A 21,785-nucleotide genomic window follows, 5' to 3' on the forward strand; every position below is an offset into this window, starting at 1 on the left:
GTCACCCGCGATCGGGCAGGTCCCGGCCGGCTTCCTCTTCCAGCCACGCGACGATGTGCTTCGCGTAGCTGTCGGCGCTGGCCATGGGCTTGCCGCCGAGTTCGAGAACCGCGACGAGCTGGTTGACGCCGAACGTCCTCTCCCAGACCCGGGCCCGCCGGTAGGTGTCGCCGTCGACGGCCTGGCGCAGGGTGTCCCAGCCGTGCCACCCCATGAAAGCGGCGTCGATCGCCGGGTCGAACAGGTGGGCCCGGTCCCAGTCGAGGACGCCGATCAGCTTGCCGTCCTCACTCCAGTGGACGTTGCCGCCGACGAGATCGCCGTGAACGAGCGAATCCGGAACCGGTTCCAGGGCCAGCGCCTCCTCCAGGCGCCGCCGGCCTTCCTCGCGCCACTTCTCGGGGAAGCGCGGGATGACCTCCTCGGCCAGGATGCCGGCCCAGCTGTCAGCACCCTCGTACCTGCGCGGCACGGCCAGCAGGGCCCGCAGGTCCGGGGGGACGGGAAACTCCCGCAAAGCCCCGAGCAGTTCGCCGATCTTGGCCGGATCGCCTTCGCCGTCGCGCAGTCCGGCGCCGTCGATCCACGACACGGCGACGGCCGCACGATCGCCGAACATCGTCACCGGTGTCAACGGCTCGGGCACCGCGAACGGCAGCCCGCAGGCCGCGATCACCCGCAGCAGTTCGGTACGGCGCGGCAGGGCCTCCGCGCCCGACGGCCGCCGACTGATCCGCACAGCCGCGACACCGGGAAGCAGGACGACGTCGTGGATCCCGCCCCGGGCGAGCCTCGCCGCGCCGAGCGGGGCGCCCGGCACGAGCGCGTCGGCCATCTCCAGCAGGTCGGCGGGTACTCGGTCACTCATATGTCGGAGGCTTCCTTCGGCTCGCACGGGGGACGGTGGCCCCTCGTTGCGGGACTAAATGGGGCGCGGCGTCCGACACTATAGGTCAGTGGATTCCTCAGAAGTGCCTCTCCTCCCGCCCGTACGGCTGGCGCCCGCGGCCGAACTCGCCGCGGCCGTCCGCGCCGCCCCGCTGGCCGCCGACCTGATCCGCCTCGGCCGCTGGGCCACGTCCATGGGCGCGCCGGTGACCTCCGAGGCCGTGCCCGGCTTCGGCCACGACGCGGACTGGTTCTGGGCGCTGGCCACGGGGACGGCCTTCCTCGACCTCGACGACGCCGAGACCGCCGCCACACCGGGCCCCGCGCTGACGCGCCTGCTGGACGGCGCCGACGACCTGGTGCTCGAGGTCTGGACGGACGTCTGCTACGCCGTCCTGCACCCCGAGGAGCTGGGCGGGGAGACGACGGGGTTGCCGCTGCTGCAGTTGTTCGCGCTGCGGGTGCCGATGGAGGCGGCCGAACTGCCCGGCCACGAGCCGCTGCAGGCGCTGGGCCTGGTCGAGCGGCGCGGTGACCGGGTCGCCCTGACCCCGCTCGGCCTGTGGGCGGGCCGGGAGTACTTCTACGACATGACCGGCCAGGACGTGCCCGAGGTGGGCTCGCTGGCCGACGCCGACGCCGCGACGCTCCTGTACTCCCTGCGCTGCTACCCCGCGCCCGAGCAGGCGGAGGAGCTGGCCGGGTGGCTGGCGGGCCGCGAGCCGGGCGAGGCGGCCGGGCAGGTCGCCGCCGCGCTGGCCGAGGTGAGCCCGCTCAGCCGGGCGATCGGCCTCAGCCTGCTGGCCGACGACCTCGGCGAGGAGGGCCGTACCGCCCTCGACGGCCTGCTGGAGGTGCCCAGACTGGGGGCGCTGGTCTCCACGCGGCTCGACGCCGAGGCTTCAGCAGTGCACGACAGCGGGGACGTGGCCTGGGTGCTCACCGACATGGCCGCCTCCCTGATCGAGTTCGGCGGAGCGCCCGAGGAGATCCTGGCCGAGCTCAACCCCGGCGGGCAGGCGGCGGAGCTGGCCGACATGGTGGCGATGCTGGCCGTGGGCGACCACGAGGACACCGGGCACGTACTGGCCTTCATGATCGAGCACCATCCGGACAAGTCGGTGACGTTCGCCGCGCGCAAGGCCCTGCGGCGGCTGCGCGGCCTGGCCGACGAGCGGCCGGGCGCCCGGGGGCGCAAGCCGAGGAAGCCCAAGCGGCGGAGGTAGAGTCACCTGCGATGACCAAGCACATGATCTCCCACCAGAGCGGCGGCCTGCTCGGCGACAGCTTCGCCTGCGACTGCGGCACCGTCCTCGCCGACCGGGTCACCGCCGAGCTGCACGCGATGGAGAACAACCGCTGCACGGCCTGCCTCGGCACGGCCACGGAGCCGGTGGTGCCGGACTTCGCCCGCGAGTGCCCGTCGTGCGCGGGCACGGGCAGGCGCCGCGAGCAGATCGTCTGGCAGCTCGCCTACACCGAGGCCGAGCGGCTCATCACGCTCGGCGTCGTGCGCGGCATGGTCGCGGGCCTCGACGGCCCCTTCCATCTGTCGGAGGTCGCCGACTCCGTGCGGGCCGCGCTGGGCCTGCCCGTGGGGCGGCTGCCGGTCGGGCCCCGCGTCCGCGACCTGCTGCTCGAACTCCAGGCCGCCGGTGAGATCGTCATGCTCTCCGCGCCGGACGAGCTGCTCGACGGCACCGACGTGGTGCTGTACCGCGACCCGCGATGGCAGCGGGCGCGGCAGCTCGGCCGATAATTCGCTCGCCCCGTTTACGCCGATCCGGTACGGTCGCAGACATGGGTTCATGTTCAGGTATGCCGAACCGGCTGTGGTTCTTCTAACCACCGCCCGCTTCCGCATCCCCTGAACCTTTGATGTGAACCTGGAGAGCTCATCCATGAGCCAACTCACTCTTCGCGATATTTCCGTCTCCTTCGGCGATCAGGTCGTGCTCGACCGCGTCTCCTTCTCCGTCCGTACGGGCGAGCGGGTCGGCGTCATCGGGGAGAACGGGTCGGGCAAGTCCACCCTGCTCCGCGTCATCGCCGGCGCGCACGTCCCCGGCGGCGGCGAGCTGACCGTCGAAGCCGAGGGCGTCGGGCATCTGGCCCAGACGCTCGGCCTGCCCGGCGACCACACCGTCCAGGACGCGGTCGACGCCGCGCTCGGCGAGCTGCGTGACCTGGAGAAGCGCATGCTCGCCGCGGCCGAGGCCGAGGACATGGACGCCTACGGCGAGCTGCTGACCGCCTTCGAGGCGCGCGGCGGCTACGAGGCCGACGCGCGGGTCGAGGCCGCCATGCACGGCCTCGGCCTGTCCGGCATCGGCCGCGACCGTGCGCTCGGCGGCCTGTCCGGCGGCGAGCAGTCGCGCCTGGCGCTGGCCTGCGTCCTGGCCTCCGGGCCCGAGCTGCTGCTGCTCGACGAGCCGACCAACCATCTCGACGAGCAGGCCGTGTCCTGGCTGGAGAACCATCTGCGCGGCCACCGCGGCACCGTCGTCGCCGTCACCCACGACCGGGCCTTCCTGGACCGGTTCGCCACCGCCATCCTCGAAGTCGACCGCGACCTGCGGGCCGTCGCCCGCTACGGCGACGGCTGGGAGGGCTACCTGGCCGCCAAGTCCGCCGACCGGCGGCGCAGGCTGCAGGAGCACGAGGAGTGGCGGGCCGAGATCGCGCGGCAGTCCCGGCTGGCCGAGAGCGGCATCGAGCGGCTCGCCGCGGGCGAGCGCTCCACCGACCGTCCGCGTACGGCCGGGCACCGCAGGTCGCACGAGGCGGGCCTGTCCGGCGTGGTGCGCAACGCCCGCGAACGCCTGCGCCGCCTGACGGAGAACCCGGTCGCCCGCCCCGCCGACCCGCTGCGCTTCACCGCCCGGCTCGAAGGCGGCGACCGGCTGGCCGCCTCCCTGGAGGGGGTCGTCGTCGGCGACCGGCTCCAGGTCGACGCCTTCACGCTGGCGCCGGGCGAGCGGATGCTGATCACCGGTCCCAACGGGGCGGGCAAGACCACGCTCCTGCGGGTGCTGGCGGGCGACCTCGCGCCCGACTCGGGCCAGGTGCTGCGGCCTCCCCGGATCGGCTACCTGCGCCAGGAGGTGCCCGTGACCGCGCCGCGCAGGTCCGTGCTGGGGGTGTTCGCCGAGGGGCTGCCGGGGCCGATCGACGAGCACGCCCAGGCGTTGCTCGCGCTCGGCCTGTTCGCCGAGGAGGACCTGCCCAAGCCCGCCGCCGTCCTGTCCGTGGGGCAGCGGCGGCGGCTGGAGCTGGCCCGCCTGGTGACGCGTCCCGCGGACCTGCTGATCCTGGACGAGCCGACGAACCACCTCTCGCTCGGGCTGATCGAGGAGTTCGAGGAGGCCCTAGCCGGGTATGCGGGGTCGCTGCTGGTGGTCTCGCACGACCGCCGCTTCCGGGCCCGCTTCACCGGCACCCGGGTGGACCTGCGCGAAGGCCGCCTGGTCAGCTGACCCGGCAGAGGATCTCGCCGTGGAGGACGGACATCCAGCCGTCCTCCGCGGCGGCCCACCCGCGCCAGCCGTCGGAGATGCGGCGCAGGTCGTCCTCCGTCGCCGCGCCGGAGGCGAGGGCCTGGGCGGCCATGTCGGACTTCAGGATGCGTTCGGCCCACATGCCGCCCCACCAGGCGCGGTCCTCCGGGGTGGCGAAACACCAGGTCGAGGAAGTCGCCGTCACGTCCTCGAAGCCGGCCTCGCGCGCCCAGGACAGCAGTCGGCGGCCCGCGTCGGGCTCGCCGCCGTTGGCTCTGGCGACCTTCTGGTAGAGGGCCATCCACTCCTGCAGCACGGCCGGTGACGGGTACCAGGCGAAGGCGGCGTAGTCGCTGTCGCGGACCGCCACGAGACCGCCCGGCCTGGTCACTCTGCGCATCTCCCGCAAGGCCCGCACCGGGTCGCCGACGTGTTGCAGCACCTGGTGGGCGTGGACCACGTCGAAGGTGTCGTCGGGGAAGTCCAGGGCGTGCGCGTCGGTCACGGCGAAGCCCACGTTGGCCGTGCCCCTGGCGGCGGCCTCCGCCCTGGCCAGGTTCAGCGCCTCGTCCTTCACCTCCGCGGCGGTGACGTGCGCGACCAGGCCCGCCAGGTCGGCGGTGATCGTGCCGGGGCCGCAGCCGACGTCCAGCAGCGTCATGTGGTCGCGCAGGTGCGGCAGGAGGTAGGCGGCGGAGTTCTCCGCGGTACGCCAGCGGTGCGAGCGCAGCACCGACTCGTGATGACCATGCGTGTATACAGCCTTCATGGGGAACTCCCTTGTTCATCTCGCGACAGGCAAAGATTAACCAGAATCTCACCCTTTAAGAGGATATGTCTTGAATAGTGGACGCTAGGCTCGATCAACGCCGAAAACCGTGGAATAGTCGGCAAATTCGCGCCGTTGGCCCCCCGGGCGGCGAACCAGGCCCGCCCCAGTTCAGGAGTAGCGCTTTGCCACCGTCCTTGGACGACTCCGTGCGGATCGCCTCTGCGGCGGTCTTCCCCGGCGGCCCGCCCGCCGCACCTTCGCGTACCCTGCTGGACATCCTCGACGCCACCGTCCGCGCCCATCCCGACGCGCCCGCGCTGGACGACGGCCGCCGCCGCCTGACCTACGCGGAGCTGCGCGCCGAGGTGGAGGAGCGGGCTCAGGAGCTACGCGATTCCGACATCGGCCCCGGTGACCGGGTGGGCGTCCGCATCCCCTCCGGCACCGCGGACCTCTACCTCGCGATCCTGGCCGTCCTGGCCGCCGGCGCCGCCTACGTCCCCGTCGACGCCGACGACCCCGAAGAGCGCGCCGACCTGGTCTTCGCCGAGGCCGCCGCATCAGCCGTCCTCACCGACAAATTCCACCTCCTCGCCGACACCGGCCCCGGCGCGGCTCCGCGTGCGCCGGGCCCGGGCGACGACGCGTGGGTGATCTTCACCTCGGGCTCCACGGGGAAGCCCAAGGGGGTGGCGGTCTCGCATCGCAGCGCCGCCGCGTTCGTGGACGCCGAGGCCGCGCTCTTCCTCCGTGACGCCCCGCTCGGGCCGGGAGACCGGGTGATGGCGGGCCTCTCGGTGGCCTTCGACGCCTCGTGCGAGGAGATGTGGCTCGCGTGGCGGCACGGCGCCTGCCTGGTCGCCGCGCCCAGATCGCTGGTACGCACCGGGATGGACCTCGGCCCCTGGCTGGTCGATCAGCAGATCACGGCCGTGTCGACGGTGCCGACGCTGGCGGCGCTCTGGCCGGTGGACACCCTTGACCGGGTACGGCTGCTCATCTTCGGCGGTGAGGCCTGCCCGCCCGAACTCGCCGACCGGCTGGCCGTACCGGGGCGAGAGGTCTGGAACACCTACGGCCCCACGGAGGCGACCGTGGTCGCGTGCGCGGCCAGGCTGACCGGGCAGGGCCCGGTGCGGATCGGGCTCCCCCTGCGCGGCTGGGACCTCGCCGTCGTCGACCCGGCCGGTGAGCCGGTGCCGATGGGCGAAACCGGCGAGCTGGTCATCGGCGGGGTGGGGCTGGCGCGCTACCTGGACCCGGTGAAGGACGCCGAGAAGTACGCGCCGCTCCCCTCGCTGGACTGGGCCCGCGCCTACCGCAGCGGCGACCTGGTCCGCGCCGAGCCCGAGGGCCTGCTGTTCCTGGGCCGCGCCGACGACCAGGTGAAACTCGGCGGTCGCCGCATCGAACTGGGCGAGGTGGACGCGGCCCTGCGCGCCCTGCCCGGCGTCGCGGGCGCGGCCTCGGCGGTACGGACCGCGGGCGGCGGCCACCACCTGCTGATCGGCTACCTCGTCACCGACCCCGACTTCGACCTCCCCCACGCCCGCGACCTGCTGAAGGACCGCCTCCCCGCACCCCTGGTGCCCAAAATCGCCGTCGTGGACTCCCTCCCCACCCGCACCTCGGGCAAGATCGACCGCGACGCCCTCCCCTGGCCACTCCCCCACGAGACGACGGACATGGACGCGGCCGTGCCGGACGGGGTCGACGCGTGGCTGGCCGGGCACTGGGAGAGCATGCTCGGGGCCGCCCCGGACGGCCCCGACGGCGACTTCTTCACCGAAGGCGGCGGCAGCCTGGCCGCGGCCAAACTCGTGTCGGCGCTACGCGAGCGCTACCCGGGCCTCGTCGTCGCCGACGTCTACGAGCACCCCACCTTCGGCGGACTGGCCGCGCACCTGACCGCCATGCGCGCGGACGTGACCAGAGACGCGCCCGAGCCGACCGGCCGGACCGTCCAGCCGATGCCCAAGACGAAGGCACTGCTGCAGGCGGCGCTGACCGTACCGCTCCTCACCGTGGGGGCGCTGCGGTGGGTGACCTTGCTGGCGACGGCGAACAACCTGATCGAGCTGCCCTGGATGCCGCTGCTGTCCTGGTGGTGGGTGGCACTCGGCTGGGTGCTGGTGGTGCTGCCGCCGGGCAGGATGGCGCTGGCCGCCGCAGTGGCCAGACTGCTGCTGCGCGGGGTCGGACCGGGCAGCTACCCGCGCGGCGGCGGGGTCTACCTGCGGCTGTGGTTCGCCGAGGGGTTCGCGGCCAGGCTCGGCGTACCCGACCTGGCGAGCGCGCCGTGGATGGCGCACTACGCCAGACTGCTCGGCGCGCAGGTGGGCGACGACGCCGACCTGCACGCCGCCCCGCCGATCACCGGCATGCTACGCCTGGGCAGAGGCGCGTCGGTGGAGCCCGAGGTGGACCTGAGCGGCTACTGGTACGACGGCGACCTGCTGCACATCGGCGGCGTCCGAATCGGCGCCGGCGCCACCGTCGGATCCCGCTCCACACTGCTACCCGGCACCAGAATCGGCAAGAACGCCCAAGTGGCGCCAGGTACAGCGGTCGCCGGCACGATCCCCGCGGGGGAACGCTGGGCCGGAGTACCCGCCACCCGCCAGGGCAAGGCCCGAAGGTCGCGCCCCGCCGAACGACCCGCCCGCTCCAGATTCTGGATCACCGTCTACGGCGTCTCCGCGATCGCGCTGAGCCTGCCCCCGGTCGCCGCGATCCTCACCGGCCTCACGGTCCTCCTCGCCTTCCTACCCCCGGAAGGCTCGCCGCTCCAGGCGCTGTACGGCGTACCCCTGGCCACCCTCACCGGCATGGCCGCCTTCGCCCTGATCACCCTGGTCAGCGTGCGACTGCTGAGCGTGTGCCTGCACCCGGGACAGCACCCCGTGCACAGCCGCCAAGCCTGGCAGGCATGGGCGACCGGCCGGCTGATGGCCGCCGCCCGCGTCTGGCTGTTCCCCCTGTACGCCAGCGTCCTCACCCCCGCCTGGCTACGCGCCCTCGGCATGCGGGTCGGCCGCGACGTGGAACTGTCCACCGTGCTCGCCCTGCCCACGATGACCTCCGTCGGCGACGGCGCGTTCCTGGCCGACGACACGATGGTCGCGCTGTACGAGCTCGACGGCGGCTGGATGCGCCTGGCCACCGCCCGAATCGGCAAGCGGGCCTTCCTCGGCAACTCCGGGATGACCGCGGCCGGGCGCAAGGTGCCCAAGGACGGCCTGGTCGGAGTGCTGTCGGCGACACCGAAGAAGGCCAAGTCCGGCTCGTCGTACCTGGGCATGCCGCCGGTGCGGCTGCGCCGTACCAGCGAGAGAGGCGATCGGGGCCGCACCTACGATCCGCCCGCGCGGCTCAAGGCGGCGCGGGCGCTCGTGGAGGTGTGCAGGCTGGTGGCGGTGATGGCGACCGTGGCGCTGGCGGTGCTGGTCGTGGCGGCCTTCGAGGCGCTCGCGGCCGGGTACGGCTTCGCGGTGGCCGCCCTGCTGGGCGGTGTCGTCATGACGCTGGCGGGGACGGCCGCCGCGGTGACGGCGAGCCTGGCCAAGTGGCTGCTGGCGGGCAGGATCACGGCGGGCAGCCGGCCACTGTGGAGCTCGTTCGTGTGGCGTACCGAGCTGGCCGACACGTTCGTGGAGGTGCTGGCCGCGCCCTGGTTCGCCGAACCCTGGCTGGGCACCGCGCCGCTGAACGTGTGGCTGCGCTCACTCGGGGCACGCATCGGTCATGGGGTCTCCTGCCACACCTACTGGCTGCCCGAGGCGGACCTGGTGAGCCTGGGCGACGGCGCGTGCGTGAACCGCGGCTGCGTCCTGCAGACGCACCTGTTCCACGACCGGGTCATGAGCATCGACACCGTAAGACTCGACGCGGGGGCGACGCTCGGCCCGCACGGGGTGGTGCTGCCGGCGGCGTCGGTGGGCGCGCACACGACCGTGGGGCCGGCGTCGCTGGTGATGCGCGGCGAGTCGGTGCCGGAGGGGACGCGATGGTTCGGCAACCCGATCACGCCATGGCGCTGAGCTCCTACTTTCCCGGCCACGGCGACCGGGCGTTCGGAGTCGAGCACTACGACCTGTCGCTGCGCTACCGGGTGACGACGAACTGGCTGGACGGCATCGCCGTACTGTCGGTCGTCCTGGCCGAGAGCACCGCCGACCTCACCCTGGACCTCGGCCCGTTCCGGGTGTCAGGGGTGACGGTGGACGGCGCGGCAGTGCGGTACACGCACCAGCAGGGCAGACTGCGCCTCACCCTCGCCTCCGCCCGGCCGTCCGGCACACGGCTGGCCGTCCAGGTGCGGTACGCAGGTGCCCCGAGACCGGTGCAGAGCGTGTGGGGCGGGCTCGGCTGGGAGGAGCTGACCGACGGCGCGCTGGTGGCCGGTCAGCCGATCGGGGCGCCGTCGTGGTTCCCGTGCAACGACCGACCGGACGACAAGGCGACCTACCGGATCACGGTGAGCACCGCCTCGGCGTACCTGGTCGTCGCCAACGGCGAACTCGTCGAGCGACGGCGCGCGGCCGGAGCCACCACCTGGGTGTACGCCCAGGAGCAGCCGATGGCGAGCTACCTGGCCAGCGTGCAGATCGGCAGGTACCGGCTGGCCGGAGGGCTGGCCTGCCCGCCGGGACTGGCGGCGCGGGCCAGGCACGACTTCGGGCGGCAGGACGCGATGATGACCCTGTTCGCCGACCGGTTCGGCCCCTACCCCTTCGACCGGTACACGGTGGTGGTGACCGACGACGAGCTGGAGATCCCGGTCGAGGCGCAAGGACTGTCGATCTTCGGCAGGAACCACGTGGACGGGCGGCGCGGCAGCGAGCGGCTGGTCGCGCACGAACTGGCCCACCAGTGGTTCGGCAACAGCCTGACCGCGGGCCACTGGCGCGACATCTGGCTGCACGAGGGCTTCGCCGCCTACGCCGAGTGGCTGTGGTCGGAGGAGTCGGGCGGCCCGCCCGCCGCCGAGCACGCCCGCCGCTGGCACCGCCGCCTGACGATCCTCCCCCAGGACTTCCTGCTCGCCGACCCCGGCCCCGACCTGCTCTTCGACGACCGCGTCTACAAACGCGGCGCGCTCACCGTGCACGGCCTGCGCCACGAACTCGGCGACCAGGTGTTCTTCACCATGCTCCGCTCCTGGACCGCCGAACACCGGCACGGCACCGTCACCACCGAAACCTTCGTCTCCCACGCCCAACGCCACACCCCATACCCGCTCGGCCCGTTCTTCTCAGCCTGGCTGTACGGCCCGCGCCTGCCCTGACGCCTTCCGCGCGGCCAGCGCGGCGGCGATGCGCTGCAGGTGGGCGTCGTCGGACGGGTCGAGCCCGGTCAGGCCCGCGGCCTTGCGCAGCCGATAGTCGACGGTGTTCGGATGCAGGTGCAGCGCCTCGGCGGTCCGGCGGCGGGCCCGGCCGAGCGCCAGGTGCGTCTCCAGCGTGGCCAGCAGCTCGGGATGCCCGTCGAGCGGGTCCAGGAGGGCGGCCAAGGCGGGGGTCGCGGCGGTGGGGCGGGTGAGCTGGTACTCGACCAGCACGTCCGGCAGCAGGTACACGCCGGGGCCCTTGCCGAACCAGCGGGCCACATCGAGGACCTCCTTCGCCTGCCGTACCTGCTCGGGCAGGTCGGCGACGGCGGACTCGGTCAGGGCCGCAGTGAGCGGCACCCGGCAGGCCGCCGCCAGCCTGGCGACCAAGTAGGGTCGCGGCATGGTGACGGTCGAGGACGTACGGCGGGTGGTGTCCCGGTTTCCGCGCTCGTCGGAGCACCTGATCAGGGATCGGGTCAAGTTCCGGGTCGGGAGCATCGTCTACGTCTCGTTCTCGCGGGACGAGACGCTGATGGGCTTCGCCTTCCCGAAGGAGGAACGCGACGCCCTGATCGCGGCCGAGCCCGCCAAGTTCCTCCTGCCCGAGGAGTCGTCCCTGCGGTTCAACTGGGTGATCGCCCGGATGGCGGAGCTCTCCGAGCCGGAGATGCGCGAACTCGTCACCGAGGCATGGCGGATGGTGGTGCCGAAGAAGCTCCACCCGTTCGCGGATCCAGGCCCTCCGTCATCCACCCCGGCCCGTCCATAACGAGGGCGGACTCCGCTCACTGCCCGGCTGACACGCCTCGGTACAGGTCCCGGGTCAGGGTGGTCGTGCGGCGGACCGAGTCCTTCCAGGTGCCGCCCGCCGGATGGGCGGTGAGCAGGACCATGATCAGACGGTCGTCCTTGCCGAGGAAACCCGTGGTGTGCAGCACCGGCCTGCCCAGGTCCGGCACCCCGGGGCGCGCCACCGCGGGAACACCCCCGTTTCCCACCGGCGCGCCGACCGTTCCCGACGATGCCGCTCCGAGTGCGGTCGTGTGGAGGTCGGCGGGGACCTCCGAGGCCGTGTGGAGGCCGGCAGGGGTCGCCGAGGTGCTGGTGCACTTCACCGGGGGGACCGTGCCGAAGCCCGACCAGCCCTGCTTGACCGCCCACGGGCGTGGGACGCCGGAGGGGATGCCGAAGGACTGGTCGAAGCCGTCGGTGCCGCAGCGGGTGGCGTTGCGCAGGTGGCCGACGATGACGTCACGGACGCGCGGCGCGGCGCGGTCGAGCAGGTAGCGGTAGGTGCGGGCCACGTCGTAGGCGCTCAGCGAGGCATACCCCCAGAAGCCCGGCTTGTACGCGGGCGGCGGCGTGGTGTCGGCCAGGCCCAGCTTCCCGGCCACCCGCTTGACGATCTCGGCCTTGCCGCCGCGGTCCCAGAAGGCGGAGGCGGCGGCGTCGTCGCTGGAGCGCAGCATGACCTTGAGCGAGGCGAGGTCGGCCGCCGAGACCTTGGGGGTCCGCTCGAGGAAGTCGATCGCGATCAAAATCTTGATCACCGACGCCGACCGGAACGCCCGATGCGCCAGCCGATGGCTGACGATCTTCCCCGCCCGCCGGTCGAACACCACGTAGGCCGCCGTCGTCCCCGCGGGCACCTTCGGCCCCGAACCCCGCACGCTCATCCCGCCCCGCCCCTCCGCCTTACTCTCCGCCAAGCCTCCCGCGGCGGCCGTACTCTCCGCCGAACCTCCCGCGGCGGCTTCCGTTCCCCCGCCGGATCGAGCGGCGGCCGCGAGCCCGCCACCAGGGGCCGCCACGGAGGAACCACCGGCAGCCGGCGCCACGGAGGGATCGGTGGCGCACGAGACTATCGGCAGGGCGACCACCAGCGCGGCCCACGGCTTGATTCGCATCCACAACACCTACCAGATCCTGACATATCCGGTCAGGCCGAAACTCCCACGGCTCAAGCCCGTTTACGGACCACCAGCTCTCCCCCCTGAGCCCCGACCTCCACCGTGTCCCCCTCGGACAACTCACCCGACAGCAGCAACATCGACAACCGGTTGTCCAGCTCCCGCCGCACCGTCCGCCGCAACGGCAGAGCCCCGAACTCCGGCTGATAACCATGCTCCGCCAACCAGTCCTTGGCCCCGTCGCTCACCTCCAACGCCACGCCCTGCCCGCGCAGCCGCCGCCGCGTCCTCTCCAGCAACAGGTCGACGATCCGCCGCAGCTCCTCCTGCCCCAGCCGGGTGAACACCACGGTCTCGTCGATCCGGTTCAGCAACCCGGGCCGCAGCGCGTGCCGCAGCAGATCCACCAGGCTGTCACGCAGCCTCCCCGGATCACCGTCGCTGTCAAGAATGATCCGCGCCCCGACACCGCTGGTCATGATGACGACCGTGTTGGTGAAGTCGACGGTACGGCCCTGCCCATCGGTCAACCGCCCGACGTCGAGCAGCCGCAGCAGGATGTTCAACACATCAGGATGCGCCTTCTCCACCTCATCGAGCAGCACCACCCCGTGCGGCCGCCGCCTGACCGCCTCGGTGAGCCGCCCGGCCTCCTCATGACCGGCGTACCCGGGCGGCGCCCCGACCAGCCGCGCGACAGTGTGCCGCTCCTGGAACTCGCTCATGTCGATACGCGTCAGATGATCCTCACCGCCGAACAGCGCCCCGGCCAGCGCCCGCGCCAGCTCGGTCTTGCCGACACCGATGGGCCCGAGAAACAGGAAACTGCCGATCGGCCGGTTCGGATCGGCCAGGCCCGCCCTGGCCCGCCGTACCGCCTCGGCCACCGCGACGACCGCCTCGTCCTGACCGATGACCCGCTCGTGCAGATGCGACTCCAGTCTGAGGAGGCGGTCGCGCTCCTCCTCGGTGAGCTGGGCCACGGGGAGGCCGGTCCGCCGGGAGACGACGTCGGCGATGTCGGCGGCCGTCACCTCCGGGACGGCGCCGGGGCCGTGGCGGGCCTCCTCCAGGGAGGGCCTGATCCGGTCGATCTCGGCGGCCAGCCCCTTGGCCCGGTCGAAGTCGTCGGCGGCGACCGCCTGGTCCTTCTCCCGGCGCAGGGCCTCCAGGCGCTCCTCCAGCTCGCGCACGTCGGCGCCCGGGGTGCGGGCGCGCAGCCGTACCCGGGCGGCGGCCTGGTCCATGAGGTCGATGGCCTTGTCCGGCAGGAAGCGGTCGGAGATGTAGCGATCGGACATCCTGGCCGCCGCGCCGAGCGCCCCATCGGTGATCCGCACCTGGTGGTACGCCTCGTAAGCGTCGCGCAACCCGGCGAGGATCTCGATGGTGTCCGCAACCCCGGGCTCAGGCACCAGGATCGGCTGGAAGCGGCGCTCGAGCGCGGAGTCCCCCTCGATGTGCCTGCGGTACTCCTCGATCGTGGCCGCCGCGATGACCTGCAGCTCACCGCGGGCCAGCGCCGACTTGAGGACCGTGGCCACGTCCGTCCCACCCTCCGCCGAGCCCGCACCGAACAGGGTGTGCACCTCGTCGACGAAGACAACGATCTCCTCGGAGTGCTCGCGCACCTCGTCGACGACCCTCCTGACGCGCTCCTCGAACTCACCCCGGTACCTCGCCCCGGCCACCATGCCGGTCAGGCCGAGGGCGATCACCCGCCGGTGCCTCAGCGTGCCGGGAACGCCGCCGTTGACGATGCGCTGGGCGATGCCCTCCACGATGGCGGTCTTACCGACCCCGGGCTCACCGATCAGCACCGGGTTGTTCCTGGTACGGCGCGACAGCACCTCGATCGCCTGCTCGATCTCGTCCTCACGCCCCACGACCGGATCGATCCCACCCCGCCTGGCCTCCTCGGTCAGGTCCCTGCCATACGCGTCGAGCGCCGGGGTCGCCCCCTTGCCGGTGGCCGCGCGCGTACCCCTACCCGCACCACCAGACAGGATGGCCCGCTGCAGCTCATTTCCCGAGACACCCTGCTCGCTCAGCAGCCGGGCAGCCGCCGAGTCCGGATTGACGGCCAGCGCGAGCAGCAAGTGCTCGGGGCCGATGTAGGAGGCCCCCAGCACGCGGGCGACCCGCTGCGCATCCAAGATCGCCCGCTTGGCCGCCGGAGACAGCGTCGAAGGCCGCTCGCCCGCCGTACCCCCGCCAGCCAGGGCCGCGATCCGTTCGCGCAACCTGGCCGGATCCACCCCCGCCACCCTGAGCAGCCCCCGCGTGGGATCGTCGACGGCGGCGGCGTCGAGCAGGTCGAGCACATCGAGGTCGGGCGCCCCACGCTCACCCGCCACGTCGAGCGCCCGCGACAGCAACCCCCTGGCCGACTCACTGAGCAACTTACCGACGTCCACCCGCTGCACGCCCGGCCTCGCAGGCGGCCAAGAATCCATGCCGCCGAACACCCGCCCGGCCAACTGCTCGAAGCCTCTGAACGGATCCCCAAAAAACGGCATTTCCGCCATAGGGACCCTGTAACCGTGCCTGGCGCTAGCCAAGACCAGGCATCGGGAAACAGCGGGTCAACGCCTGCGCAACCGCGCCTCCGCCAAAGCCGGCGGCTGCCAGCCGTCGTCCCCCGGGTTCACCGTACGGCCAGGCGCGACGATCTCGTCGATCCGATCCAGCACATCGTCCGAGAGCGTGACATCAGCGGCGGAGAGCTGGCCCTCCAGATGCTCCATCGTGCGCGGGCCGATGATCGCCGACGTCACCCCCGGATGCCTGAGCGTGAACGCCAGCGCCAACTCGATCAGCGTGAGCCTTGCCTGCTCGGCCAGCACCGCCAACGCCTCGACCGCGTCGAGCTTGCGCCGGTTCTCCTCGATGCTCATGTCATAGCGGGCGGGCAGCAGACCAGCCCGGCGGCTTTGAAGCAGCTCACGACCCTTGCGATAGCGCCCGCTCAGCCAGCCTCCGGCCACCAGAGCCCGGCCGACGAACTCCTCCGACTGGCCCTGGGAATAGACGTCGGCGGTGTCGATGAAGTTGACGCCCGCGTCGAGGGCCCGCTCGATGATCCGGGAGGACTCCTCCACGGACGGCTCGCCCCACGAGCCGAACATCATGGCGCCGAGGCAGAGCGGGCTGACTTTGAGGCCGGTGCGCCCAAGTACGCGATATTCCGTCACCCCGACAACCTCCCCCATTCAGTCGACGAGCACGTGGACCGCCGCGCTGATGGGGACCTCGCCGCTGACGAGTTCCAGCGTGCGGCCCGCCGTACCGGGAGCGCCGAGGAGCGCGGCGACGACGGCGGCCACGTCGTCGCGCGGAACCTGCCCGCGGGCCACCGGCGGCTCGGCCAGCCTGACCAGGCCGGTGCCGGGGTCGTCGGTCAGCATGCCGGGCCGCACGATCGTCCAGTCCAGGTCACGGGCCCGCAGATCGTCCTCCGCCTCGGTCTTCGCGGTGATGTAGGCCGTCCAGACCTCGTCGGAGCCCGCCGGCGGCGGTTGCCCCGCGCCCATGGAGGAGATCTGCACGAACCTGCGCACCCCGGCCCGCTCCGCCGCCTCGGCCAGCAGCACCGAGGCTCCCCGGTCGACGGTGTACTTGCGCGCGACCCCGCTGCCCGGTCCCGCGCCGGCCGCGAAGACGGCCGCGTCGGCGTCCTTCAGAATCTCCGCGACCCGCCCCATGTCCGCGTTCTCCAGGTCGCACAGCACCGACTCGGCCCCCCGGGCCTCAAGGTCGGCGGCGTGAGCCGGATTGCGCACCAGGCCGACGACCCTGCCGCCGCGCTTCGCCAGGAGCCGCTCCAGCCGCAGCGCTATCTTTCCGTGTCCACCCGCGATGACGACGCGCATGTCCCACCCCCTGTCCCGATCATGACACGGACGGCTACGACAATGGGGGAATGGCCTACCCTGAACCGCCGCGTCCCGCCTTCCTGTTCGACCTGGACGGCACCCTGATCGACAGCGTCTACCAGCACGTCATCGCCTGGCGGAACGCGCTGTCCGACCAGGGCATCGACCTGTCGGTATGGCGCATCCACCGGCGAATCGGGATGAGCGGAGGCCTGTTCGTCAGCGCGCTGCTGCGCGAAACCGGGCTCACCCTCACCCAACAGCAGATCGACGACCTGCAACAGCAGCACGCCGCCGCCTACAAGGAGCAGATCGACTCGGTGCGCCCACTGCCGGGCGCGCCCGAACTGCTGACCGAACTGACCGCCCGCGGAGTGCCGTGGGCCATCGCCACCAGCGGCTACGCGCAGACCGCCAGACTCGCGCTGGGCATGCTCGGCCTGCCGCCGGACACCCCGATGGTGACCCGCGACCTGGTACGCAGGGCCAAGCCCGACCCCGACCTGTTCCTGGCCGGCGCGGCCCTGCTCGGCATCGACCCGCACCACACGATGGTGGTCGGCGACAGCGTGTGGGACCTGCTGGCCGCGCGCAGGGCCGGCGCGCTCGGCGTCGGCCTGCTGTCAGGCGGCTACGGCAGGGACGAACTGGAGCGCTCGGGCGCCTTCCGCGTCTACGCCGACCCCGCCGAGATGCTGGCCAGGCTCGACGAGCTCGGCGTCAGGGAATAGCGCGGAACCGGACCGCCTTATCGAAGATCACATATCCCCGCCGGAGGAGCACTCATGGACATGGCAGACATCGGCGTGACCGGCCTGGCGACGATGGGCCGCAACCTGGCCCGCAACTTCGCCCGGCACGGCTACGCGGTCGCGGTGCACAACCGCACCACCGCGCGCACGGACAGCCTGGTCAAGGAGCATGGCAAGGAGGGGGTGTTCCTGCCCTCCGCCGACCTCGCCGGGTTCGTCGCCTCGCTGAAGCGACCGCGTAAGGCGATCATCATGGTGAAGGCGGGCGCGGGCACGGACGCGGTGATCGACGAACTGGCCGGCCTGATGGAGCCCGGCGACATGATCATCGATGGCGGGAACGCGCACTTCGCGGACACCAGGCGCAGGGAGGCCGCACTGCGCGAGCATGGCCTGCACTTCGTCGGCACCGGCATCTCCGGCGGCGAGGAGGGCGCGCTCAACGGCCCCAGCATCATGCCGGGCGGCTCCCGCGAGGCCTACGAGACGCTCGGGCCGCTGCTGGAGGACATCGCCGCCAAGGTCGGCGGCGTGCCTACAGCGACATACGTCGGGCCCGACGGGGCCGGGCACTTCGTGAAGATGGTGCACAACGGCATCGAATACGCCGACATGCAGCTCATCGCCGAGTCCTACGACCTGCTGCGCCAGGCGCTCAGCGCGACCCCGGCCGAGCTGGCGGAGATCTTCCGCGAGTGGAACGAGGGCGAGCTGGAGTCGTACCTGATCGAGATCACCGCCGAGGTGCTCGACCAGGTGGACGAGGCCACCGGCGAGCCGTTCGTGGACGTCGTGGTGGACCAGGCCGAGCAGAAGGGCACCGGCCGCTGGACCGTGCAGAGCGCGCTGGAGCTGGGCGTACCGGTCACCGGCATCGCCGAGGCGGTGTTCGCGCGCGCCCTGTCCGGCCACCCGGAGCAGCGGGCCGCCGCCCGTTCCCTGACGGGACCGACGCGCGCCGGGGTCGCGGGCCGCGAACTCGTCGAGGACGTCCGGCAGGCGCTGTACGCCTCGAAGATCGTCGCCTACGCCCAGGGGTTCGACCAGATCGCCGCCGCCTCCAAGGAGTACGACTGGGGCGTCGACCTGGGCGCGATGGCCACCATCTGGCGGGGCGGCTGCATCATCAGGGCGCGCTTCCTGGACCGGATCAAGGAGGCCTACGACACCGACCCGGCGCTGCCGACGCTACTGACCGACCCCACCTTCGCCGCCGCGCTGGCGGCCGGGCAGGACGCCTGGCGCCGGGTGGTGACCACCGCCGTGTCGATCGGCGTGCCGACGCCGGGCTTCTCCTCCGCGCTGGCCTACTACGACGGCCTGCGCCGCGACCGCCTGCCCGCGGCGCTGGTGCAGGGCCTGCGCGACTACTTCGGCGCGCACACCTACCGGCGCGTCGATCGCGAAGGGGTCTTTCATACGGACTGGTCAGGCGACCGGGCCGAGCGCCTTTACTAAGTAGATTCACAATCAACCGGACCCCGGCCCCTGACCGTGTCGGACACAATCGGGGTATGCGGTTCGGGGTGCTGGGGGCGACGGAGGTGACGGGCGAGCCCGTCGGCGGGCTCAGACTGCGCGGCCTGCTGGCCATGCTGCTCCTGGAGGCGGGCCGCACGGTCGGCGTGACCCGCCTCCTCGACGGCCTGTACGGCGAGACCCCGCCGACCGGCGCGGTCAACGCCCTGCAGTCGCAGGTGTCGCGGCTGCGCGGACTCCTCGGCGAATCGGCCGAGGTCAGGCTGACACCCTCCGGCTACCGGCTGTGCGCCGACCCCGGCGACGTCGACGCCCACCGCTTCGCCGCGCTCGCCGGCGACGGGCAGCGGGCCCTGACCGGGGGCGATCCCCGCGCCGCCGCCACCACGCTGCGCGAGGCCCTGCGACTGTGGCGCGGCCCGGCCCTGGCGGACGTGCGCGCGCTGCCGTTCGCCGAACCGCAGGCCGTACGGCTGGACGCGGCGCGCTTGGCCGCGACCGAGCACCGGATCGAGGCCGACCTGCTGCTCGTCGACCCCGACACGCTGGTGGACGAGCTACGCGAGCTGGTGCTCAAGCACCCCCTGAGGGAGCGGCTGCGCGCCCAGCTCATGCGCGCGCTGGCCGACTCGGGCCGCCGGGTAGAGGCCCTGCAGGTCTTCCACGACGGCCGCGCCGAACTGTCGGGCGCACTCGGGACAGGCCCTTCCCGTGAACTCGAGCAGGTGCACCAGGCCATCCTCCGAGGCACTCCCCCGACACCCGGCCGCAACGGCACAGCCACTCGTCCCGACCGGCACGCGGAACACGAGCCCCGGCGTCAGCACGGACCTGTCCCAGCCGCGGGGCCGCAGGGGCCGAGGGCGCGGCTGACCAGTTTCGTGGGCAGGGACGAGGAGATCGAGCGGCTGGCGGGCATGGTGCGGGCCGGGCGGCTGGTCACGGTGACCGGGCCCGGCGGGTCGGGGAAGACGAGCCTGGCCGCGGAGGCGGCGCGCGACCTGGACGACGTCTGCTTCGTGGAGCTGGCCCCGCTCGGCGACGGCGCCGACCTGCCGCTGGCGGTGCTGACCGCGCTCGGCGTCCGCGCGCCGCTCCCGCTCCCGAGGGCGGCCCCCGAGGGGTCGGCCGGGCTGCTGGCCCGCGCCCTCGCCGACCGCGGCACGCTGCTGGTGCTGGACAACTGCGAGCACCTGGTCGAGGCGGTGGCGCCGTTCCTCGACCGACTGCTGGGCGCCTGCCCCCGGGTACGGGTGCTGGCCACCAGCCGCGAGGCGATCGGAGTACCGGGTGAGACGCTGCTGCCGCTCGCGCCGCTGCCCCTGCCCGACGAGGACCTGCCGCTGGCCGAGGCCGCCGGTCAGCCCGCCGTACGGCTGCTGGCCGACCGGGCCGCCGCCGCGCGGCCCGACTTCACCGTGACCGCCGCCAACCTCGGCGCGGTCCTGCGCATCTGCCGCGCCCTCGACGGCCTGCCGCTGGCCATCGAACTGGCCGCCGCCCGCCTGCGCGTCATGACGCCCGAGGACCTGGCCGCCCGGCTCGACGACCGGTTCCGGCTGCTCACCTCGGGCAGCCGCGTCGCGCTGCCCCGGCACCGCACCCTGCACGCGGTCGTGGCCTGGAGCTGGGACCTGCTCACCCCGGTCGAGCGGGACCTGGCCGCCAGGCTGTCGGTGTTCGCCTCCGGCGCGACCGCCCCGAGCGCCGAACGGGTCTGCGGCGCCACCCTGGACCTGCTGACGGCACTGGCCGACAAGTCGCTCGTGCGGAGCGACGGCGGGCGCTTCAGGATGCTGGAGACCGTACGTGCCTTCTGCGCCGAACGGCTGGCCGAGTCCGGCGAACAGGAGGCCGTACGGCGGGCGCACGCCGAGCACTTCGCCGACCTGGCCGCGGCGGCCGAGCCGTACCTGAAAGGCACCGAGCAGCTCGCCCGGCTGGGTGAGCTGGCGGCCGAGCACGACGAGCTGCGCGCGGCGCTGCGCTGGGCGATCGACACCGGGCGGGCGGGCGTCGCGCTGCGCCTGGCGGGCTCGCTGTGGATCTACTGGGTGCTGCGCGGGCTGCGGCACGAGGCCGGCAGCCTGTCGGAGGAGGTGCTCGGCCTGGTCGGCGACACCCCGCCCGCCGGGCTCGAGGCGGAGTATGCGATGTGCGCGCTGCAACTGGCCACGGCGGGCGGCACCCGCGAGGACGTGCGCCCCACGATCATCCGCGCGCAGGAACTCGTGGACGCGCTGCCGGCGCCGCCGGACCACCCGCTGCTGCGCATGCTCAGGCCGTACGTGGCGATCGTCGACGCCGACTACCGGGCGATGCTGCCGGCGCTGCTCGCCGCCGCGGAAGGGGAGTCCGATCCGTGGGCGCGGTCGTTCGCCCGCCTGCTGCTCGGCTACCTGCGCCTCGGCGCGGGCGACGTCGGCGACGCCGAGAAGGATCTGCGCGAGACGGTGGCCGGGTTCCGCGCGGCCGGTGACAGGTGGGGCGCCGGACAGGCCATGATGCAGCTCGCCGAGCTGGCGGGCTGGCGCGGCGACCACGCGACCGCGCTGGCCACGACCGAGGCGGCGCTGGAGCTGACCGCCCCGCTCGGCGCGGACGAGGACACCGCGATCCTGCTCGCCAGGCAGGGCGCCGAGCGGGCCCGCGCGGGCGACCTGGCGGGCAGCCGCGCCGACCTGGAGCGGGCCGTACGGCTGACGCGGACCCTGCCGGGGACCGAGGCGCAGGCGGTCGCGACGTACGAACTGGCCGAGATCGCCAGGCTCGAAGGGGACCTGCCGAGGGCGCGGGAGCTGTACGAGCAGGCTCTGGCGGGCTGCCGGGAGCTGTGGCTCGGGTCGCTCGAGACGCGCGGGCGGGTGCTGACCGGCCTGGGCCGCCTGGAAGCCGCCTGCGGCGCGACGGACCTCGCGCTCGCCTGCCTGACCGACGCCTTCGACCGGCTGGTCAAGGTGCTGGACCTGCCGGGGGCCTCGGCCGCGGTGGAGGCGCTCGCCGAGGTGGCGCTGCTCGGCGGGGACGCCGAGCGGGCCGCGTTCCTGCTGGGCGCGGCCGTCGCGTTGAAGGGGACCGAGGGGCACGAGGGCCCGGACGTGGCGCGTACCGCCGCCGGGGCCAGGCGGGTGCTGGGGGCCGAGGCGTACGAGCGGGCCCGCGGGCGGGGCGCGCTGCTCCCCCGCGATCGCGTGGGGGACGTGCTGAGGGGCTGACGTCAGCGCGCCGTGCGCCGGTGTCAGCGCGCGGTGCGCACCCCGTGCGCGCCGCCGCGCACCGT

General features: G+C 73.0%; 16 protein-coding genes. 9 read left to right on the top strand and 7 right to left on the bottom strand.

The window, feature by feature from the left end; translation table 11 throughout:
• Nucleotide 1: 1 nt before the first annotated feature.
• A complete protein-coding gene (locus tag ABZ911_RS06360) occupies nt 2-868 on the bottom strand; it encodes an aminoglycoside phosphotransferase family protein (RefSeq protein ID WP_358052519.1) in 867 nt (288 codons plus the stop codon).
• 88 nt (nt 869-956) lie between these two features.
• On the opposite strand from ABZ911_RS06360, the gene ABZ911_RS06365 reads away from it, so the two are divergent.
• The 3 genes from ABZ911_RS06365 to abc-f all read left to right on the top strand — a co-directional run bounded on the left by ABZ911_RS06365 (nt 957) and on the right by abc-f (nt 4,364).
• Entirely contained in the window at nt 957-2,114 is a 1,158-nt protein-coding gene (locus tag ABZ911_RS06365; protein ID WP_358052521.1) for a hypothetical protein, read from the top strand.
• An 11-nt stretch (nt 2,115-2,125) separates the two neighbouring features.
• On the top strand, nt 2,126-2,647 hold the full coding sequence (locus ABZ911_RS06370) for a hypothetical protein (protein ID WP_358052523.1): 522 nt from the start codon (nt 2,126-2,128) through the stop codon (nt 2,645-2,647).
• 142 nt (nt 2,648-2,789) lie between these two features.
• The gene (gene abc-f / locus ABZ911_RS06375; protein WP_358052525.1) at nt 2,790-4,364 is read left to right on the top strand and encodes a ribosomal protection-like ABC-F family protein; all 1,575 of its coding nucleotides are present in this window, start codon (nt 2,790-2,792) and stop codon (nt 4,362-4,364) included.
• Here abc-f and ABZ911_RS06380 read toward each other — a convergent pair.
• Complete coding sequence (locus tag ABZ911_RS06380) at nt 4,357-5,154, bottom strand: class I SAM-dependent methyltransferase (RefSeq protein WP_358052527.1); 798 nt, start codon at nt 5,152-5,154, stop codon at nt 4,357-4,359. The genes abc-f and ABZ911_RS06380 overlap by 8 nt on opposite strands.
• A 209-nt stretch (nt 5,155-5,363) precedes the next feature.
• Here ABZ911_RS06380 and ABZ911_RS06385 point away from each other — a divergent pair, with 209 nt between their 5' ends.
• Nucleotides 5,364-9,197: a Pls/PosA family non-ribosomal peptide synthetase gene (locus ABZ911_RS06385; RefSeq protein ID WP_358052529.1), complete on the top strand. Its 3,834-nt coding sequence runs from the start codon at nt 5,364-5,366 to the stop codon at nt 9,195-9,197.
• Complete coding sequence (locus ABZ911_RS06390; protein WP_358052531.1) at nt 9,164-10,444, top strand: M1 family metallopeptidase; 1,281 nt, start codon at nt 9,164-9,166, stop codon at nt 10,442-10,444. The genes ABZ911_RS06385 and ABZ911_RS06390 overlap by 34 nt, the downstream gene beginning before the upstream one ends.
• On the opposite strand, the gene ABZ911_RS06395 is transcribed toward ABZ911_RS06390, so the two are convergent.
• A complete protein-coding gene (locus ABZ911_RS06395; RefSeq protein WP_358052533.1) occupies nt 10,412-10,891 on the bottom strand; it encodes a helix-turn-helix domain-containing protein in 480 nt (159 codons plus the stop codon). The genes ABZ911_RS06390 and ABZ911_RS06395 overlap by 33 nt on opposite strands.
• On the opposite strand from ABZ911_RS06395, the gene ABZ911_RS06400 reads away from it, so the two are divergent.
• Nucleotides 10,890-11,258, top strand: coding sequence for an MmcQ/YjbR family DNA-binding protein (locus ABZ911_RS06400; RefSeq protein WP_358052535.1), 369 nt, complete (start codon nt 10,890-10,892; stop codon nt 11,256-11,258). The genes ABZ911_RS06395 and ABZ911_RS06400 overlap by 2 nt on opposite strands.
• A 16-nt stretch (nt 11,259-11,274) precedes the next feature.
• Here ABZ911_RS06400 and ABZ911_RS06405 read toward each other — a convergent pair whose 3' ends face one another.
• The 4 genes from ABZ911_RS06405 to ABZ911_RS06420 all read right to left on the bottom strand — a co-directional run bounded on the left by ABZ911_RS06405 (nt 11,275) and on the right by ABZ911_RS06420 (nt 16,271).
• Nucleotides 11,275-12,396 (bottom strand): hypothetical protein, encoded by a 1,122-nt coding sequence (locus tag ABZ911_RS06405; RefSeq protein WP_358052537.1) that lies wholly within the window; start codon nt 12,394-12,396, stop codon nt 11,275-11,277.
• Between the two features lie 53 nt (nt 12,397-12,449).
• Nucleotides 12,450-14,918 carry an ATP-dependent Clp protease ATP-binding subunit gene (locus ABZ911_RS06410; protein WP_358052539.1) on the bottom strand — a complete coding sequence of 823 codons (2,469 nt, stop codon included), beginning with the start codon at nt 14,916-14,918 and terminating at the stop codon, nt 12,450-12,452.
• Between the two features lie 66 nt (nt 14,919-14,984).
• The gene (locus tag ABZ911_RS06415; protein WP_358052541.1) at nt 14,985-15,593 is read right to left on the bottom strand and encodes an aldo/keto reductase; all 609 of its coding nucleotides are present in this window, start codon (nt 15,591-15,593) and stop codon (nt 14,985-14,987) included.
• Nucleotides 15,594-15,611: 18 nt separating this feature from the next.
• Nucleotides 15,612-16,271, bottom strand: coding sequence for an SDR family oxidoreductase (locus ABZ911_RS06420; RefSeq protein ID WP_358052543.1), 660 nt, complete (start codon nt 16,269-16,271; stop codon nt 15,612-15,614).
• A gap of 50 nt (nt 16,272-16,321) precedes the next feature.
• Here ABZ911_RS06420 and ABZ911_RS06425 point away from each other — a divergent pair, with 50 nt between their 5' ends.
• Genes ABZ911_RS06425 through ABZ911_RS06435 form a run of 3 tightly spaced genes read left to right on the top strand, consistent with a single transcriptional unit; the run spans nt 16,322 to nt 21,720 of the window.
• Nucleotides 16,322-17,005: an HAD family hydrolase gene (locus ABZ911_RS06425; protein WP_358052545.1), complete on the top strand. Its 684-nt coding sequence runs from the start codon at nt 16,322-16,324 to the stop codon at nt 17,003-17,005.
• A gap of 54 nt (nt 17,006-17,059) precedes the next feature.
• Nucleotides 17,060-18,484, top strand: a complete 1,425-nt coding sequence (gndA, locus tag ABZ911_RS06430) for an NADP-dependent phosphogluconate dehydrogenase (protein ID WP_358052547.1) — start codon at nt 17,060-17,062, stop codon at nt 18,482-18,484.
• Nucleotides 18,485-18,540: 56 nt separating this feature from the next.
• Complete coding sequence (locus ABZ911_RS06435) at nt 18,541-21,720, top strand: BTAD domain-containing putative transcriptional regulator (RefSeq protein ID WP_358052549.1); 3,180 nt, start codon at nt 18,541-18,543, stop codon at nt 21,718-21,720.
• Nucleotides 21,721-21,785: the final 65 nt, after the last annotated feature.

This window comes from Nonomuraea sp. NPDC046570 (assembly GCF_040645915.1).
Classification (GTDB): domain Bacteria; phylum Actinomycetota; class Actinomycetes; order Streptosporangiales; family Streptosporangiaceae; genus Nonomuraea.